This is a genomic window from Shimia sp. SK013, from assembly GCF_001292625.1.
GTDB lineage: Bacteria > Pseudomonadota > Alphaproteobacteria > Rhodobacterales > Rhodobacteraceae > Shimia.
This window is the reverse complement of the sequence record NZ_LAJH01000012.1, coordinates 187,373-203,343: the sequence shown is the minus strand read 5'-3', so window position 1 is coordinate 203,343 and position 15,971 is coordinate 187,373. Positions and strand designations below refer to the sequence as shown.

General features: G+C 56.7%; 12 protein-coding genes. 2 read left to right on the top strand and 10 right to left on the bottom strand.

Going from position 1 to position 15,971, the window contains the following annotated elements; all coding sequences use genetic code 11:
* Positions 1-2: 2 nt before the first annotated feature.
* A complete protein-coding gene (gene katG, locus SHIM_RS10710) occupies positions 3-2,186 on the bottom strand; it encodes a catalase/peroxidase HPI (RefSeq protein ID WP_054002638.1) in 2,184 nt (727 codons plus the stop codon).
* Between the two features lie 109 nt (positions 2,187-2,295).
* On the opposite strand from katG, the gene SHIM_RS10705 reads away from it, so the two are divergent.
* Entirely contained in the window at positions 2,296-3,207 is a 912-nt protein-coding gene (locus tag SHIM_RS10705; RefSeq protein ID WP_054002637.1) for a LysR substrate-binding domain-containing protein, read from the top strand.
* A gap of 199 nt (positions 3,208-3,406) precedes the next feature.
* Here SHIM_RS10705 and SHIM_RS10700 read toward each other — a convergent pair whose 3' ends face one another.
* From SHIM_RS10700 to SHIM_RS10660, 9 genes are all read right to left on the bottom strand, one after another.
* On the bottom strand, positions 3,407-6,541 hold the full coding sequence (locus tag SHIM_RS10700; protein ID WP_054002636.1) for an efflux RND transporter permease subunit: 3,135 nt from the start codon (positions 6,539-6,541) through the stop codon (positions 3,407-3,409).
* Positions 6,542-6,544: 3 nt separating this feature from the next.
* Positions 6,545-7,681, bottom strand: a complete 1,137-nt coding sequence (locus SHIM_RS10695) for an efflux RND transporter periplasmic adaptor subunit (protein WP_054002635.1) — start codon at positions 7,679-7,681, stop codon at positions 6,545-6,547.
* Between the two features lie 150 nt (positions 7,682-7,831).
* On the bottom strand, positions 7,832-8,224 hold the full coding sequence (locus SHIM_RS10690) for a Na+/H+ antiporter subunit G (RefSeq protein WP_054002634.1): 393 nt from the start codon (positions 8,222-8,224) through the stop codon (positions 7,832-7,834).
* Positions 8,225-8,234: 10 nt separating this feature from the next.
* On the bottom strand, positions 8,235-8,504 hold the full coding sequence (locus tag SHIM_RS10685; protein ID WP_054002633.1) for a K+/H+ antiporter subunit F: 270 nt from the start codon (positions 8,502-8,504) through the stop codon (positions 8,235-8,237).
* The gene (locus tag SHIM_RS10680; protein ID WP_054002632.1) at positions 8,504-8,992 is read right to left on the bottom strand and encodes a Na+/H+ antiporter subunit E; all 489 of its coding nucleotides are present in this window, start codon (positions 8,990-8,992) and stop codon (positions 8,504-8,506) included. The genes SHIM_RS10685 and SHIM_RS10680 overlap by 1 nt, the downstream gene beginning before the upstream one ends.
* A complete protein-coding gene (locus tag SHIM_RS10675; protein ID WP_054002631.1) occupies positions 8,989-10,512 on the bottom strand; it encodes a monovalent cation/H+ antiporter subunit D in 1,524 nt (507 codons plus the stop codon). The genes SHIM_RS10680 and SHIM_RS10675 overlap by 4 nt, the downstream gene beginning before the upstream one ends.
* Positions 10,509-10,883, bottom strand: a complete 375-nt coding sequence (locus tag SHIM_RS10670; RefSeq protein ID WP_054002630.1) for a Na+/H+ antiporter subunit C — start codon at positions 10,881-10,883, stop codon at positions 10,509-10,511. Before SHIM_RS10670 ends, SHIM_RS10675 begins: the two co-directional genes overlap by 4 nt.
* A gap of 1 nt (position 10,884) precedes the next feature.
* On the bottom strand, positions 10,885-13,749 hold the full coding sequence (locus SHIM_RS10665; protein ID WP_054002942.1) for a monovalent cation/H+ antiporter subunit A: 2,865 nt from the start codon (positions 13,747-13,749) through the stop codon (positions 10,885-10,887).
* Positions 13,750-13,875: 126 nt separating this feature from the next.
* Positions 13,876-14,661 carry a 23S rRNA (adenine(2030)-N(6))-methyltransferase RlmJ gene (locus tag SHIM_RS10660; RefSeq protein ID WP_054002629.1) on the bottom strand — a complete coding sequence of 262 codons (786 nt, stop codon included), beginning with the start codon at positions 14,659-14,661 and terminating at the stop codon, positions 13,876-13,878.
* 240 nt (positions 14,662-14,901) lie between these two features.
* On the opposite strand from SHIM_RS10660, the gene SHIM_RS10655 reads away from it, so the two are divergent.
* Complete coding sequence (locus SHIM_RS10655; protein ID WP_054002628.1) at positions 14,902-15,942, top strand: rod shape-determining protein; 1,041 nt, start codon at positions 14,902-14,904, stop codon at positions 15,940-15,942.
* The last annotated feature ends 29 nt before the right edge of the window (positions 15,943-15,971 follow it).

Here is a 15,971-nt window from a genome sequence, read left to right as displayed (position 1 = left end):
GGTCATTTCAGATCAAAGCGGTCCGCGTCCATGACTTTGCACCAAGCAGCGACAAAATCGGCGACCAGCTTGGCCTCGCCATCCGCCTGACCATAGACCTCGGACAAAGCCCGCAAATGCGCGTTGGAGCCAAACACCAGATCAACCCGTGTAGCGGTCCATTTGGCAGCACCGCTGGCGCGGTCTTTGCCTTCATAAACACCCTCGCCCGCGTCCGTCCAAGTGGTGCCCATATCAAGCACATTCACAAAGAAGTCGTTGGTCAACTGGCCCACACGATCGGTGAACACACCATGCGCCGTGCCGCCGTGGTTGGCCCCGATCACGCGCAAACCGCCAATCAATGCGGTCAGCTCAGGCGCGGTCAGCGTCAAAAGTTGCGCCTTGTCCAAAAGCAGCTCTTCGGGCGACACCGAATACTGCGCTTTCTGGAAATTGCGGAACCCGTCTGCGGCTGGCTCAAGCACACCGACGCTTTCGACGTCCGTCATCTCTTGCGTGGCATCACCACGGCCAAGCGACACCGGAACCGAAACGTCATGGCCCGCATCCAGCGCGGCTTTTTCAACACCGGCTGCACCCGCAACCACGATCAGATCGGCCATGCTCACAGATTTTCCAAACGCGGCTTTCACCTCATCCAGCTTGCTCAGAACACGTGCCAGTTCCGCAGGCTCATTTGCGGCCCAATCCTTCATCGGTGCAAGACACACGCGGGCGCCATTGGCCCCGCCGCGCATGTCGCTGCCACGGAAAGTTGACGCCGACGCCCAAGCGGTTTTGACCAGATCGCTCACCGACAGGCCCGACGCCATCACAGCCGCCTTCAGGGCCGCAACATCATCTTCGGACAAATCGGTTTCGGATGCGGGGATAACGTCCTGCCAAAGCAGTTCTTCACCCGGCACTTCGTCGCCAAGATAGCGCGCACGCGGTCCCATATCGCGGTGGGTCAGTTTAAACCACGCGCGAGCAAAGGCATCCTGGAACTCCGCAGGGTTCTCGTGGAACCGTTTGGAGATCGCGCCATAAGCCGGATCAAGACGCATCGCCATGTCGGCGGTGGTCATCATGGTCTTCACTTTCTGGCTGGCGTCATGCGCAGCAGGCGCCATGTCATCTTCGGTCGGCTCAACGGGTTCCCAGATCCACGCGCCCGCAGGGCTCTTGGTCAGGTTCCATTCATAGCCGAACAGCAGGTCGAAATAGCCGTTGTCCCACTGCGTAGGGTTCGCAGTCCATGCACCTTCGATGCCGGACGTTGTGGTGTCGCCACCCTTGCCGGTGCCATGCGCGTTGATCCAGCCAAGGCCCATTTCTTCGATGCCTGCGGCTTCAGGCTCTGGTCCCACCAACGTGGGATCACCCGCGCCATGTGCCTTACCAAATGTGTGACCACCCGCAACAAGCGCGACGGTTTCTTCGTCGTTCATCGCCATGCGCGCAAAAGTGACACGAATATCGCGACCAGACGCCAGAACATCCGGTTCCCCATCTGGTCCCTCAGGGTTTACATAGATCAGGCCCATCTGAACAGCCGCCAGCGGGTTTTCCATCTCGCGATCACCAGAATAGCGCGTACCGTCTGCATCCGAAGTCGCAAGCCACTCGCTTTCCGCGCCCCAATACACGTCTTCTTCGGGTTCCCATGTGTCCGGACGTCCACCGGCGAAGCCAAAGGTTTTGCCGCCCATGCTTTCGATGGCACAGTTGCCCGCAAGGATCATCAGATCGGCCCAGCTGATCTGGTTGCCGTATTTCTGCTTGATCGGCCACAGCAGACGACGGGCTTTGTCGAGGTTGCCGTTGTCAGGCCAGCTGTTGAGAGGCGCAAACCGCTGCTGACCGGTGCCACCGCCACCGCGGCCATCCGCTGTGCGGTATGTGCCTGCGCTGTGCCACGCCATGCGGATGAACAGGCCGCCATAGTGACCATAATCCGCAGGCCACCAGTCCTGGCTGTCGGTCATCAGAGCATAAAGATCATCCTTGAGTGCCTTAAGATCCAGCTTGCCGAACTCTTCGGCATAATCAAACACGCCGCCCATCGGATCGGATTTGGCCGAATTCTGATGCAGAATGCGCAGGTTCAACTGATTGGGCCACCAGTCACGGTTGCTTTTGGCACCTTGGCTTACCGCTCCGTGCATTACGGGGCAGCCGCCTGATTTCATGTCTCCGTCCATAGGATCCTCCTGGGGAAAAGTGGTGTAACGCGATTCTCTGGAATTATTCTAACAAGGGTTTTTCATTATCAGAAGTTGCATTTTCTGATAATATTGATAGGAGCTTCCTATGAATAATCTAACCCTTCGCCAACTCCGCTATTTCGATGCCCTTGCCGAACACGGCCATTTTGGCCGCGCTGCGGACGCATGTTCGGTTTCCCAACCCGCGCTCTCAGTTCAGATCAAAGACCTCGAAGAAAGCTTAGGCGCACCTTTAATAGAACGCACCACCCGAAGGCTGCGCCTCACCGCATTCGGCGAAGATGCGCTGATCCGCGCGCGCGATATTCTGCGAAGCGTGAATGAATTGGGAGATATGGCCCGCGCCGCGCAATCGGGCCTGTCCGGCCGGTTGCGGCTGGGCGTGATCCCAACGATTGCGCCCTACCTGTTGCCCGCGCTGTTGCGCGACGTGAAAGTCGCCTTTCCGCAAATGGCCCTGATGGTACGCGAGACCATGACAGCCAATCTGATATCCGAGCTGCACGCAGGCCGGATCGATACTGCAATTGTCGCGCTGCCAGTGTCTGAACCCGCATTCGCCGAGGTGCCGCTGTGGTCGGAGGAATTTGTGCTGGTGCGCCCACAGTCGGAAGCCACGGCACCCGTACCCGCGCCCGAGGCGCTTGAGCGGGAACGTCTGTTGCTGCTGGAAGAAGGCCACTGCTTCCGGGACCAGGCTTTGTCATTCTGCACGCTGCCAACGGCGCGCCCGCATGAAGGACTGGACGGATCGTCGCTTTCGACGCTGGTGCAAATGGTCGGTGCCGGTCTCGGCGTGACCGTGATCCCTGAAATGGCTGTGCCTGTGGATACGCCAACCGCCGCAGTCAGCGTCTCGCGGTTTTCTGGCGCACAACCTGCGCGAACAATCGGCATGATCTGGCGAAACTCAAGTCCGCTGGCGCCCCAGCTTGAGACCTTGTCCAAGGTCGTTCTAAAGACAGGGCAAGGCCTGTCCAAACCTTTGCCCACATAGAGCGTCAGCCTCTCAAGTCGAAGCAAATGGCAGGTCGATTTTGGCGCCGCTGCAATGCCGACGCGATACCGACGCTATGCAGACGGCCCAATTTACCAGTTTTGGAATTTGTGTGTGGCATCACCGGAGGCGGCCATGGCCGTTGCTCCGGTGATGCCGCGCGGATACCCGCGCGCCACTTTGTGGCATGGACGGCGGCTTAAGCCGCCGTAGCCTTGTCGTTCTTTCCGATGCCTTTGATCCATTCCCGCAAGGACTGCAGCAGCACATAAAGCACCGGCACCAGCACCACGCCGACCACCGTCGCCACCAACATGCCGCCGAACACGGCCACGCCAATTGCTCTCTGACTTGCCGCACCCGCACCGCTCGCCACCAGCAAGGGCACAACCCCCAGCAAAAACGACAACGCTGTCATCATCACCGCTCGGAAACGTTGCCTGGCCGCGTCCAGCGCCGCTTCTTGGATCGACAGGCCTGCCGCCCGCCTTTCCATGGCAAACTCCACAATCAGAATCGCGTTTTTGGACGCCAAGCCAATCAGCATTATCATCCCGATCTGGGTATAAAGATTTACATCACCGCCGGATATCAGCACCGCTGCCAAAGCCCCAAAGAGCGCGACCGTCACCGACAACAAAATGCCAATCGGCATCGTCCAGCTTTCGTATTGCGCAACAAGGAACAGATACCCAAATGTCACCGCCAAAAGCAGGATCACGACAACCATTCCGCCCGCAGATTGCTGCTGCAATGCCGTGCCGGTCCACTCATATGCATAGCCCGGCGGCAAAGCTGTCACGACTTCTTCCTCAAGCACCCGGATCGCGTCACCTGTAGACAAACCAGCTGCAGGCACGGCTGTCACGGTGGCCGCACGGAACATATTGAAGCGGTTCAAAGCCACTGGTCCAAGTTCGTTGCGCACATCAATGATTGTGCCCATGGGAACCATGTCCCCGCTTTGCGAACGCACATATAGCGATTTGAGGTCTTCGACGTTGTCGCGAAAACTTCCATCCGCCTGAATCATCACGCGATACACGCGGCCAAACAGGTTGAAATCATTCACATAAAACGACCCCATATAGGCCTGCAAAGTGATGAAAACATCCGAAATAGACACGTTCAGGGACTTGGCCTTTTCGCGATCCAGATCAACAAACACTTTTGGAACATTGGCGCGGAAGGTCGAATACGATTGCGACAACTCTTCGCGTTGGTTGGCTGCATAGACCAGCGACCCAACCGCACTGGCGAGCTCCTGCGCGGACCCGCCGCCGGTTTGCTGCACCTTCATCTCAACACCAGCACTCAAACCAAGGCCAGAGATCGGGGGCGGATTGAAGGCGATGATACTTGCCGAAATCTCCTGATTGGCGAGGCCATAAACCTGTTTCAAAATGCCATTGGCACTCAGCTCTTCGGTCTGGCGTTCGTCCCAAGGTTCAAGGTTGAGAATGATCATCGCGCCGTTAGATCCAGACCCATTCATAAGGCTGAAGCCATTCACATTAACCGACCCGGCGACGCCGGGAATGTCCAGAAGCTGCGCATTCAAACGCTCCGTCACGGACTCTGTACGCTCCAAAGACGCAGCATCCGGAAGTTGCACGTCAACAAACAGCGCGCCGTTGTCTTCCAGCGGTATGAAACCTACCGGAATTTTGTTCAACAAGGTGCCTGAACTCACACCCATGGCGGCAAGGATCACCAAGGCAATGACCGGGACGCGCACCAGACGTCGAACCACGCCAACATAGGCGTTCCGGGACCGATCCACACTCCGCTCAAAGATGGCCATAACCCCTTTGGGGCCGCCCTCAGCGCGTGGCTTCAGAATTAGCGAACACAGCGCCGGAGACAGTGTCAGCGCGTTTACCGAGGAAATCACCACAGCGATGGAGATGGTCACGGCAAACTGCGTGAAGAGCCGACCCGAGATGCCCGGCATAAAGGTAACCGGCACAAAAACCGCAAGCAAAACAAGCGTCGTGGCAATGACCGGCCCCGTGATTTGCCCCATCGCCTTGTGGGTGGCTTCAGGGGCACTAAGTCCTTCTTCGGCAATGATGCGCTCGACGTTTTCCACCACAACAATTGCGTCATCCACCACGATGCCAATCGCAAGAACCAGAGCGAAAAGCGACACCGTGTTAAGCGACATGCCAAACATCAATAGAAAGGCAAACGCACCAATCAGTGAAACAGGAATGGCGACAGCCGGAATAATTGTGGCCCGCCAACTTCCAAGGAAAACGAACACAACCGAGATCACCAGTATAAAGGTCAAAATCAAGGTCGAGATTACGTCGCTCAAGGATTGCTTCACAAAAAGCGTGGAGTCATATGGCACCTGATAGACAACATCATCGGGAAACGCCCGAGAGAGCCGCTCCAATTCTGCCTTAACACCATCAGCAACGGCCAACGCATTCTCTCCTGGCGCCTGATAGATCGCCAAGACTGTCGCTGGTAGACCGCTGGCACGACCAGAGGCGTTGTAGTAATTCGCCCCAAGTTCCACACGCGCAACATCGCTGACACGCACGATGCTGCCGGCGTTGCCGGTCCGCAGAATGATGTTTTCAAACTCCTTGACCGTCGTCAGGCGCCCTTTGGATTTGATGGTGTATTGAAACTGCTGGCCGCTTGCGATCGGCGGCGTGCCGATCTGGCCCGCCGATACTTCGAGGTTCTGTTCACGAACGGCGGCGATAATGTCTCCGGGCGTCAAGCCAAGTCCCGCCATCCGGTCAGGGTCCATCCACATCCGCATCGAATATTCGAAGTTGGTCATCACCTCCGCTTTGCCGACGCCACCGATCCGCGCCAGCGCATCCGCAAGGTTGATCGACGCATAGTTGGAAAGGAACACTTCGTCATAGGTGCTATTTGGAGATGCCAGAGTGACGATCATCAGCATGTTCGACGAAGCTTTTTGCGTCACAACACCGGAGTTTGTTACTTCAGTCGGCAAGCCGGAGGTGGCCTGCGCCACCCGGTTTTGCACGTTAACTGACGCAATGTCGGGATCTGTGCCAACCTCAAAGGTAATCTGAAGGCTGTATGACCCGGTGTCGGTGCTGTCAGACGACATGTAGATCATGTCATCGACGCCGTTGACCTGTGCCTCAATCGGCGCGGCAACCGTGTTTTCAACTGTTTCGGAGCTGGCGCCAGTGTAATTGGCGCTAACGTTCACCACCGGTGGCGTAATATCAGGAAACTGCTCTACTGGCAGCGCCATATAGCCAATGATGCCCATAAGCGTGAGAACCAAAGAAATCACAAAGGACGTCTTGGGGCGTCGGATAAAAATTGCTGAGAACACGGATCAGTTCTCCTCTGTCGAAGAACCGGACAACACAGCGTCGACCTCGACGCCTGGGCGGACTCTTTGTAACCCTTCGACGATCACAGCCTCGCCTTCGCGCAAGCCGTCTTCGACCACCACTGCCGCCTCAACCTGTCGACCCAACGTGACATAGCGTTGTTCCACCGTGCGTTGCTGTCCAACCACCAGCACAAAATCCCCGCGCTGATCGCGCTGCACTGAGGCTTGCGGGATCATCAACACTTTGGAAGGTTGCTGACTTTGAAGGCGGACATTCAGGAACGATCCATCCACGATCAAACCGCGCTCATTGCCAAATTCCGCGCGGAGCGTGATAGTGCCGGTCGTCGGGTCGATCACGTTGTCGGCGAAGACCACACGCCCGATTTCGTCCATCTGATCACCGTTGGGAAGAATCGCAATCACGTTGGGCAATTGGTCCGTGGCTTCATGCGCCCCCACCATGTTTTCTTTTTGCTCGATGACATCGACCAGCTGCTTTTCAGTCAGAGCGAACTCAACATGCATGGGTTGGTTACGGACAAGCGTGATAAGGGGTTCCGTGGTTGGGCCAACCAACTCTCCGACGCTGACAGCTGACTTGCCGACCCGCCCGTCAAACGGGGCATGTACCTCAGTGTAATCAAGATCCAGTTGCGTTTGCTGGATCGCCGCCTTCGCAATGGCCACTTGTGCAATCGCCACCTGATTGTTTGCAAAGGCAACATCCCTGTCAGCTTCTGTCCCCACATCGCGTTCAAACAATTCGGTTTTTCGGACCAGTTCCACTTCAGTCAGCTGCAGATTGGCCTCCGCTTGCGACAGGTCCGCCTGACGGGCGGCCAGATTGGCCTCATAGACCTCAGGTTCGATCTTAAAAAGCGGGTCACCCGCCTTTACAGTGTCGCCATCTCCCACAAAAATCTCATCTACGAAGCCGGACACCCGCGCTCGGATGTCGACCTTGTCGATCGCCGCGCCCTTGGCGATGAACGTTACTTCGTCAATCAATTCATCATTGTAAGCGGCCGCCACCGCCACTTTAGGGGCCGCGGCCTCCTGAGCGAATGTGCCGCCAGCAGACAGCGCCGCAATCAAAGCCAAAGTCGGAATTCGTTGGAAGGTAAATCTGCGCATATGGGCTGTCCTGACAAACACTTGGGCGAGGGTCAAATTGTAAAACAGGCGAACTGACCTCGCTATCGGAACTATCAAACCATGTGTGCGCGCACCAAACAAGCGTGGGCTTGTGTCATTGCCAAAATTCCGCGCGGCATAAGCAACGGTCTAAGAATTTTGATCCTGGCCTTCGTCATCTGGATAAGACGGCGCATCATCAAAAACCGCCCAGCCAAACTCCTGCTCGGGATCTGGCAGGTCTTTTTCAGTCACCTCTGCCTGAATAAAGGTCTTGGCGATAAAGTGCGCGCTGACCGGGGCCGTCAAGAACAGAAACAGCGTGATCATCAGCTCATGAAACGAAAGCGACCCTTTGATCAACAGGAAATACAGCATCGACGCCACCAGAACGCCGCCAACGCCAACCGTCGTCGCCTTTGTCGGGGCGTGAAGACGTTGCATGGTGTCCTTGAGCTTAATCAGGCCATAAGACCCAACAAGGCCAAAGACGCCTGCCGTCACCAAACACAGTGAAATGAGGATTTCGATTACCAAGGTCATGCTGCCCCCCTCATTCGATAATGTCGCCGCGCAACACAAAGCGGCAATAGGCAACGGTCGAGACAAATCCAACCATCGCCACCAGCATCGATGCTTCGTAATAGACGGCTGTACGCTCGTAGATACCATAGAGCACCAGGAGCGCGATGATGTTGATCACCATAGTGTCCAACGCCAGAATTCTGTCAGCCCGTGTCGGCCCTCGCGTGATCCGCCAGAGGTTCAACAGCAGCGCAAGCGAAAAGCAAAACACCGCAAAGGTCAAAGCCAAATCGATCATCAGAAAATCTCCTCAAGCCGGCGTTCGTAACGGTTTTTGATCTCGTCCCGCACGGCGTCTGGATCGTCACAATCAAGGCAATGCACCAAAATACTGCGCCCGTCGGCAGACAGCATCGATGACACAGTGCCAGGTGTCATCGTTATTGTGCCAGCCAGAACCGTGATCGCCTCAGGCGACGTGATATCAAGCGGCACTGTCACCCACCGCGAATGAATGTCCTTGTTGCGTTTGAAAAGGATGATCGCCGCAACATGAAAGTTGGCCACGACGATGTCCCACAGCACAACCAGCATGTACTCGACCACACGCAATGGGGATCGCACACGCGGTTGGCCCGGCCAGTAAGGTGCCGTCAGCGCGGGCACAATAATGCCAAGGATCGAGCCAAGGAGAACATTGCCCAGCGTCACTTTGTTGACCAGCATCAGCCAGACAACAACCAGCGTAAGGCTGAACAGCGGGTGCGGCAGAAATCGTTTGATCATTTCAAACCCTCCATGGTCGGCGTGAGGACTGCGTTGATGTATTCACTGGCATCAAACAGCTGTGTGGCGGTCTCCTCAAGGTATCCCGCGACGGGCCCCGCAAACAACGACAATGCTGCCAGCAAGCCAAGCGCCAGCATTGTGGGAACAAGCTGCAAGGGTGTGGCTTTGCTTGGCAGTGCGTCCTCGCTTACAGTCTGCGCCGTCGATTTCCAGAAAATGACGCTTCCGGCGCGTGCAAACCCAACGATGGTCACAAGAGAGCCCAGCAAAATCACGGCCCATGCCAGCGCCATCCACGACTGATCCCGCACGCCGTCCATAACCATCAGCTTGCCAAGAAAGCCCGACAACGGCGGCATGCCGGTCATGCCGATCGCCGCTGCAAAAAACAGCGCCGCAAGCAAACCGTTCTGCGCGACCGGAGGCTGGGCGGTCAAAGTATCATTGCCGCGCTGGGCCACCACAAGGTCAGCCAGCAGGAAAAGCGCCGCCGCCGAAAACGTGGAATGCAGAAGATAATAAAGCGCTGTGGACATCGCATAGGGTGTGAAAGCCGCCACGGCGATCATCAGCGTGCCCATCGACCCGACCACCGAAAATGCCAGCATCGGCATCAACTTTTTGGCCCCCAACACGCCAAACGCGCCGGCGATCACAGTGATGACAGCCGCTGGCATCACCCAATCCGTCACGACACCTTGGGTCGCGGTAACGTCAGGCCCAAACACAATCGTGTAGATCCGGATGATCGAGTAGGCGCCAACTTTGGTCATAATCGCAAACAGCGCTGCCACAGGTGCGGGCGCATTCGCATAAGTGCCTGGCAGCCAAAACTGCACAGGAAACAAGGCCGCCTTGATGGCAAAGACGACAAGCAACAATACCGCCGCAACCCGTACCAGCGCCACATCATCAGGTGACATTTCACGCACTGTGACGGCAAGATCCGCGATATTCAGCGTGCCTGTCGTGGCATAGAGCGTGCCCAGCGCAAACAAGAACAACGTGGACCCAGCAAGGTTCATCACTACGTACTGCAAACCGGCCCGCATCCGTGCCCGGCCACCGCTGTGGATCATCAGGCCATAAGAGGCGATCAGGAGCACTTCGAAGAAAACAAAAAGGTTAAACGCATCGCCCGTCAGGAAGGCGCCGTTGATGCCCATCAGCTGGAACTGGAACAAGGCATGGAAATGGCGACCGCGATTGTCCCATCCAGTCGCAATCGCGTGCCATAGCACCACCAGCGACAGCAGCGCGGTCAAAAGAAGCATCACTGCAGACAGGCGATCCAACACCAGCACAATGCCAAATGGCGCGGGCCAATCCCCAAGGAAATAGACCTGTGTGCCGCCACCGGCTTCCAACATGGCCAGACCAATGGCAATGCCCGCCAAAAGCACAGCACCTGTCATGGACGCCACACGCGCCAAGACAATGTCGTGACGCATCACAAACGCCAGCAACGGCGCTAGCAGCGCTGGCAGGACTACCGGTGCAATGATCCAGTGGTTCATGCGTCCTGCCCTTTCTCATCCGAAGGCAAATCGCCGTCGTCTTCACCCTCACGGATATTTATCCGGTCGTGGTCCGCTTCTAGATAGGCGCCCAGCGCGATCATCACCAACACGGCCGTCATGCCAAAAGAGATCACAATTGCCGTCAGCACCAATGCCTGCGGCAACGGATCGGAATAAGGTACATCTGCGTATTTCTGCAAGATCGGCGGGGCATTCACTGCGAGACGGCCCGTGGAGAACAGAAACACGTTTACCGCATAAGAAAGCAGCGAAACCCCGATAATCACCGGAAACGCGCGCATCCGCAAAATCATGTAGACTCCGCCAGCGGTCAAAACGCCAATTGCGCTTGCAACAAGAGCTTCCATGTCACGCTTCCTCCGCTTCGGTCATCTCGGCGTCCGCCGAAGGGTCGTGATCCATGGGATCGATGTTGATGGTTTCACCCGCAAACCGCGCAATCCGGCTGAGGCTATAAAGCATCAGCATCACCGCGCCCAACACTGCAAGGAACACGCCCAGATCAAAGGCAATGGCCGTGGCCCATTCAAATTCCTCGATCGGAGGCCAGTGAATATAGCCGTATGCACTTGTCAGGAAAGGTTTGCCGGCAAACCACGACCCAACCCCTGTGAGCCCGGCAATAACGACGCCCCAGCCCAACAGCTTGTGGTATTCGACCTTTTGGCGGAGCTGTGCCCAGGCAAAACCCGACGCCATGTATTGCATCAGGAAGGCGATCGAAATCACCAACCCGGCAATAAAGCCGCCTCCCGGCTGGTTGTGTCCGCGAAGGAATATGTAAACCCCGACCATCATGGCAATCGGCAACATGGCCCGTGTGGCGACAACCATCATCAACGGGTGACGATCCCGCGAGCGGTCCTGCGAATAGTCACGGGCGCGCAGCCTTTTGGCTGCCGGTCCTCTCAAAAGCGCATCCATCAGCGCGTAGATCGTAAGTCCCGCGATCCCCAGAACGATGATTTCGCCGTAGGTGTCATAGCCGCGGAAGTCGACGAGGATCACGTTGACCACATTGGTGCCGCCGCCGCCCGTGTAGGAGTTGGCCAGGTGGTATGCTGAAATCGAGTCAAAATCGCGCACCAGGAACGCCATTGTAAGCGCCGCCACACCCACGCCTGCCGCTATAGCGATGCCCGCATCACGGGATCTCAGCGCCATGGAACTTTCACGTGGGCTGGTCTTGGGCATGAAGTGCAACGCGAGCAACAACAGCATGATGGTGACAGTTTCGACCGAAATCTGCGTCAATGCGAGGTCCGGTGCTGAGAGATAAACAAAGCCACCCGAAATCGCCAAACCGATCATGCTGATGAACACCAACGCTAGGAAACGGCGGTGGTGGTTCATGACCACAAGCAACGTTGCTGCCACCAAAATTGTCCAGCCGATCAGGACTGGGAACGGCACAGGCAACATCTCGCGCGTGGGTGGCGCAATTGGACCACTGCGAAATGCCATGTAACCCAATACCAGCGTGGCGCTCACAAAAATGGCCAAATAGCGACTGATGGCGCCATTGTGCGTAATTTCAGACGCCCATTTTGCAAACCCGACGCACTGCGCGATGATCCAATCAAAAACCGCCTTTGCTTCGGGGCGCGGCATTGCAAGCCAGATCCGGTTGGCTTGGCCATGCATCGCATAAAACACGCCACCCACGGTAAACGCGATTACCGACATCCAAAGCGCTGGGGTGATACCGTGCCAAAGCACAAGATGCGGATGCGTCTCCTGTCCGGTAACCGCATTGGCAGCGGCCATAACCAAGGGCTCAGCCAAATGGGGCATCACACCAAGCAGCACCACAAAAACGGTCAGCAGTGCAGGGGCCGCATATAAACCAAAGGGCGGATCATGCGGTGTCGACGGGTAATCATCACGAACCTTGCCGCCAAAGACGTGGAAAATGAAGCGCAGCGAATAAGCGACCGACAGGCACGCGCCGAACGTGGCCAGAACCGGCACGATCCATGGGTTGTTCATCCATGTCGTGTGCGCGGCCTCTTCAAGCATCATTTCCTTGGAAATAAATCCGTTCAACGGAATGGCCCCCGCCATCGAAAGTGCCGTTATGGTACCAATGACGGCCGTGATCGGCATGAGCTTTGCCAATCCGCCCAAACGTTTGATGTCGCGGGTGTGTGCTTCGTGATCCACAATGCCAGCAGTCATGAAAAGCGCGGCTTTGAACGTCAGGTGGTTGATGATGTGAAACACCGCCGCAATTGCTGCAGCTTTGGTGCCGAAACCCAACAACATGGTCAAAAGGCCAAGGTGGCTGACCGTGGAAAAGGCCAAAAGCGCCTTTAGGTCGTCTTTAAACAACGCAATCAGCGCGCCGATCACCATTGTCACAAGGCCGGTTGTTGCCACGATATAAAACCACGCCTCAGTCCCCGCCAGCGCGGGCCACATGCGGGCCATCAGAAATACACCCGCCTTCACCATCGTCGCAGAATGCAGATATGCCGACACCGGCGTTGGTGCGGCCATCGCGTGCGGCAGCCAGAAGTGGAACGGAAACTGGGCCGATTTGGTAAAAGCCCCGATCAGAATCAGGATCAACGCGGGCATGTACCATTCGCTGGCCTTGATTGCGTCGCCTCCGGCAAGAATATCCGTCAGATTGTAGCTGCCCACGATATTACCAAGGATCAGCATCCCAGCGATCATCGCCAGCCCACCTGCCCCGGTCACAGTCAGCGCCATACGGGCCCCTTGTCGGCCTTCGGGCAAATGCTTCCAAAAACCGATCAACAAGAACGACGAAAGACTGGTGAGCTCCCAAAAAATGAGCAGCAACAGAATGTTATCAGACAGAACGATGCCCAGCATCGCCCCCTGAAACAACAATAGATAAGTATAAAACTGTCCCATCGGATCAGCAGAGGACAAGTAGAACCGCGCATAGACCGTGATCAAAAGCCCAACGCCCAAAATCATCAGCGCAAACAGCAGACCCAGCCCATCCAGAAAGAAACTCACCGACAGGCCAAGCGTGGGCAACCATTCAAAAGAGGTCTGGATGACCTCACCACGCAGCACAGCTGGCGCTTGCGTGCCCAGCAGGATCAGCGCCAGCACCGTTGGCACCGCTGCAAAGCTTGCACAGGCATTGCGGCCAGCTCGGATCATCACCCCAGGCACCAACGCGCCCAAGAACGGCAAAATGGCAATGATCGCCAGCAAACTTGTGCCGCCCGTCATGAACGCGCCTCCCATGAGTTTTCAGTAGTTGGATTGATAAAGGTGCGGTATGCAAGGCACAATGCATCCTGCCCAGTTTTTGATTTCTGGTTTGGCGCAAAATCGCCCATGCCGTTTTGCGTCCTGTCAGGCTGAGAGGCTTGCAAAAAGCGCCTCAAGCCGATCGCATTCCTTTTGCAATCCAAACGGTGCATTTACAAAAAACATACCGGACCCAACCATGCGGTGACCATCCCTTGCCGGCGGGAACCGAACCTCATGGCACAGCGCGCCAGGCAGATCTCGTTCCAGCAAAGCGCCAACCATCTCCGTGTGGCTGTCGTCGGTCAGGATCGGATACCAAAGCGCGATCACACCAACGTTCCACTTGCGGTTCAACTTGGCAATCGCGCCAGGAATGGTCGCATAGTCGGTTTTGATCTCATAACTCGGGTCAATCAACAGCATCCCTCGACGGGGCGTGGGCGGGCATACCGCCTGCGCCATTTCAAACCCATCCTGCTGGTAAACTTTGGCACGCGACATAAACATGGCTTCGCGCAACGCTTCACATTCTTGCGGATGCAGCTCGGCAAGGTGCATTTGGTCCGCCGGCCGCAACAGCGACGCTGCAAGCACCGGCGATCCGGGATACGCCGCCGCCCCGTGCTGGTCCCGGACCTTGCTCAACGCTTTTGCGTAAGGATGGTCTGCCCCAAACCAATCCACAACAGCCCCGATACCAGCTTCAGCTTCGCCAGTTTTCACAGCCTCGGCGGCATCCAGGTGATACAAACCCCGCCCCGAATGCGTTTCCAGATAGCTCAATGGCTTTGGCTTTTGGGTCATATAGTCAAGCGCACAGGCTAACAGGGCGTGTTTGTGAACGTCGGCCAGATTTCCGGCATGATAGATATGTTGGTATGACAGCATGGTCGGCAATTAATCAGAAGCGTTAAGGGGCCACAACGCCTTTGGGCACGTGGTCGCTTCCAACTGCAATCCCTTGTTCACGGTTTGTTAGTTTTGACAGGTCCACTCTGACAAATCGACGCGGCGAAAACCCGCCCACACGCCTTCTTGGTCTTTCACATCTGCCAAAGGCTTCATATAAGTGCAGCGCTCGGACTTGGGAGAGTCGCGGGCCGACTGAATTTGAGGGAAAGTAATCACATGCTGGGAAATTTGGGCGGGCTGTTCACCTCTGACATGGCCATTGATTTGGGGACCGCAAACACGCTGGTCTATGTCAAAGGAAAAGGCATCATTCTCAGCGAACCGTCAGTTGTGGCTTATCATGTCAAAGACGGCGTGAAAAAGGTGCTCGCGGTGGGCGAAGACGCCAAGCTGATGCTAGGGCGCACGCCCGGCTCCATCGAGGCCATCCGCCCGATGCGCGACGGCGTGATTGCGGACTTTGACACTGCCGAAGAGATGATCAAACATTTCATCCGCAAAGTGCACAAACGCTCCACATTCTCTAAGCCCAAGATCATTGTGTGTGTGCCGCATGGCGCAACGCCGGTTGAAAAACGCGCGATCCGTCAATCCGTTCTCTCGGCAGGCGCCCGCCGCGCCGGTCTGATCGCAGAACCGATTGCAGCCGCGATTGGCGCAGGCATGCCCATCACGGACCCCACCGGCAACATGGTTGTCGATATCGGCGGCGGCACCACCGAAGTTGCGGTTCTCTCGCTTGGCGACATTGTTTACGCGCGGTCCGTGCGCGTTGGCGGCGACCGCATGGACGAAGGCATCATAAACTACCTGCGCCGCCAGCAGAACCTGCTCGTTGGCGAAAGCACCGCAGAGCGGATCAAAACCTCCATCGGGACAGCTCGCATGCCTGACGACGGGCGCGGCGCCTCTATGCAGATTCGCGGTCGTGATTTGTTGAACGGGGTACCCAAGGAGACCGAGATTTCTCAGGCACAAGTTGCAGAAGCGCTTGCCGAACCTGTGCAACAAATTTGCGAGGCCGTCATGACCGCGCTGGAAGCCACGCCTCCGGATCTGGCTGCGGATATTGTTGATCGCGGCGTGATGTTGACCGGTGGCGGCGCGCTTTTGGGTGATCTGGATTTGGCCCTGCGAGAGCAGACTGGTTTGGCCGTGTCGATCGCAGACGAGAGTCTGAACTGTGTGGCCATGGGCACCGGCAAAGCTTTGGAATACGAAAAGCAGCTGCGCCACGCGATCGATTACGACAGCTAAAGGTCTGACCAATATGTGAGTTTGGTGCG

What these genes read in the sequence shown, in the direction of transcription:
- katG (WP_054002638.1), bottom strand. Translation starts at nt 2,186, where the DNA reads ATGGACGGAGACATGAAATCAGGCGGCTGCCCCGTAATGCACGGAGCG.
- SHIM_RS10705 (WP_054002637.1), top strand. Translation starts at nt 2,296, where the DNA reads ATGAATAATCTAACCCTTCGCCAACTCCGCTATTTCGATGCCCTTGCC.
- SHIM_RS10695 (WP_054002635.1), bottom strand. Translation starts at nt 7,681, where the DNA reads ATGCGCAGATTTACCTTCCAACGAATTCCGACTTTGGCTTTGATTGCG.
- SHIM_RS10690 (WP_054002634.1), bottom strand. Translation starts at nt 8,224, where the DNA reads ATGACCTTGGTAATCGAAATCCTCATTTCACTGTGTTTGGTGACGGCA.
- SHIM_RS10685 (WP_054002633.1), bottom strand. Translation starts at nt 8,504, where the DNA reads ATGATCGATTTGGCTTTGACCTTTGCGGTGTTTTGCTTTTCGCTTGCG.
- SHIM_RS10680 (WP_054002632.1), bottom strand. Translation starts at nt 8,992, where the DNA reads ATGATCAAACGATTTCTGCCGCACCCGCTGTTCAGCCTTACGCTGGTT.
- SHIM_RS10675 (WP_054002631.1), bottom strand. Translation starts at nt 10,512, where the DNA reads ATGAACCACTGGATCATTGCACCGGTAGTCCTGCCAGCGCTGCTAGCG.
- SHIM_RS10670 (WP_054002630.1), bottom strand. Translation starts at nt 10,883, where the DNA reads ATGGAAGCTCTTGTTGCAAGCGCAATTGGCGTTTTGACCGCTGGCGGA.
- SHIM_RS10665 (WP_054002942.1), bottom strand. Translation starts at nt 13,749, where the DNA reads ATGACGGGCGGCACAAGTTTGCTGGCGATCATTGCCATTTTGCCGTTC.
- SHIM_RS10660 (WP_054002629.1), bottom strand. Translation starts at nt 14,661, where the DNA reads ATGCTGTCATACCAACATATCTATCATGCCGGAAATCTGGCCGACGTT.
- SHIM_RS10655 (WP_054002628.1), top strand. Translation starts at nt 14,902, where the DNA reads ATGCTGGGAAATTTGGGCGGGCTGTTCACCTCTGACATGGCCATTGAT.